Origin of the sequence: Paenibacillus sp. AR247, from assembly GCF_002968895.1 — a bacterium.
In the GTDB taxonomy this organism is placed as follows: domain Bacteria; phylum Bacillota; class Bacilli; order Paenibacillales; family Paenibacillaceae; genus Paenibacillus_AQ; species Paenibacillus_AQ favisporus.
In genome coordinates this window covers 1,648,944-1,650,766 of the sequence record NZ_PCZT01000009.1, presented here as the reverse complement: position 1 = coordinate 1,650,766, position 1,823 = coordinate 1,648,944, and the positions used below count along the sequence as shown (strand labels likewise).

The 1,823-nt window shown below is 58.4% G+C and carries 2 protein-coding genes; both read left to right on the top strand.

What is annotated here, in order from left to right; all coding sequences use genetic code 11:
• A partial coding sequence (locus CPT76_RS15960; RefSeq protein WP_146116331.1) for a helix-turn-helix transcriptional regulator occupies window positions 1–943 on the top strand: 943 nt, incomplete at its 5' end.
• 287 nt (window positions 944–1,230) lie between these two features.
• On the top strand, window positions 1,231–1,823 hold a 593-nt coding region (locus CPT76_RS37485), incomplete at its 3' end, for an RIFT barrel domain-containing protein (RefSeq protein ID WP_483870052.1).

Here is a 1,823-nt window from a genome sequence, read left to right as displayed (position 1 = left end):
GAGCAGTACGATCAATTTCCACGATCTCGGATCGGGCGTGCTGCTGATCCTGCCGGAAGGTGAGCCGTGTACAGAGCCGATCAAGGTGTTCAGCGAGGAGCTGACGCAAGCGGTCAACCGGCTGCTCAACATGCGCGTCACCATCGCCGTCAGCCGGACCATGAACCGCATCAGCGACATTCCGCTCGCCTTTGAAGGGGTGAAGCATGCCGCAAGCTTCCGCAACTTCGAGCATGACAATCAGATCATCGAGATGGAACAGCTGAACTACGAAGACGGGGCCGAGCCTCCGTATCCGTTTACGCTGGAGCGGGAGTTCCTGCAAGCGCTTCGCACCGGACAGGAAGCGGATGCCCGGGCTCTGCTCTCCGACTTTCAGAATGCGCTGTCCGTACAAGGAGCGAAGGCGATCGATGTCCAGCAGGGAATGCTTCATCTGCTCGGATCTGTCCAGCACGCGATCCTTGTATCCGGCATCCAGCCGAACCGGCTGTTCAAAGGCGCCAATTTGTATGAGCAGCTCTCGCAGATGAAAGAGCCGGCTGCCTTCCGGGACTGGTTCGAGGCGAAGGTCATCGCTCCGTTCATGCAGGAGCTGACGAACCGGTCGGACTGCCAGGTCAAACAGCTGATGGAGCAGGCGATGATCTACATGCAGCAGAACTACATGCTCGATATTTCGCTCGATAACTGTGCCGACCATATCGGCACAAATCCTTTTTTTCTGAGCAAGTCGTTTAAGCGGGTTACCGGCAAAAACTTTATCGATTATCTGACCGAGCTGCGCCTGGAAAAAGCGAAGGAGCTGCTGCGGGAATCGGAGCTGAAGATCAACACCGTCGCCGAGCAGGTCGGCTACCAGCACAGCTATTTTAACCGGATCTTTAAAAAGCTTGAGGGGATGACGCCAACCCGCTACCGTGAGCTGAGCCGGGCGGAATAGGCGTCAGTGATACAGTTACGGACGAAGCCGGCAGCGGCTCAACAAGAGACCGCTGCCGGCTTTTTATGCTGCTTGCCACTTCGCCGAGCCCTGCCAAGCATGCTTTTCAGGATGCATTCCCAAGGTGCCCGCCCCGCTGCAAGAATGTGCAAGCCGGGTGAAAACGTGCAATGCTGCCGCACCGGGCCCGCCAAGAAAGTGTCATTGCCGGGAAAACGGCCGTTCTCTACACTGAAGGCGTGATGACAAAAGCGGAAGCAAACGAATTGCCAAAAGGAGATGAGTCCATGAACGAAACCCGAGTAGACGTACGTTGGCTGAAGGACGCCCCGACGGTTCCGGCCGGGGTGACCTGGGGGATGCCGTGGAAGGAAGGACAGTTGCAGAGAAACGAGCCGCTGGCGCTGCAGGCTCAAGAGGGTGGTGAAGCTCCCCACCTGCAGAGCTGGCCGGCCGCGTATTGGCCGGACGGCAGTGTCAAATGGACGGCGCATGCGGCGGTTTTTCCCGCGGGAGTACCCTCTAGGTATGTCGTCGAGAAAGGGGAAGCTGGACAAGCGGCATCAGCGCCTTCGTTGTCCGTTAGCGAGACGGATGAAGGCATCCATGTGGACACGGGGGTTTTTTCTTTTCATATTCCGAAGAGCGGCAGCCGGATTATAGGCAGCATACAACGGGGCGGAATTCTCGTCTGCTCCGGCGGCGAACTGGTCGCCATGAAGGAAAGTGTAAGCGAGCTGACCGGTGCGCGCACGATCCGGGAAGAGCGCTATCAGTCCCGGATTTATTCATCGAAGGTGGAGCAGGCCGGTCCGGTGAGAGCGGTCGTCAAGCTGACGGGCCGGCACCGCGCTGTGAACGGGACCGGGGAGTGGCTGCC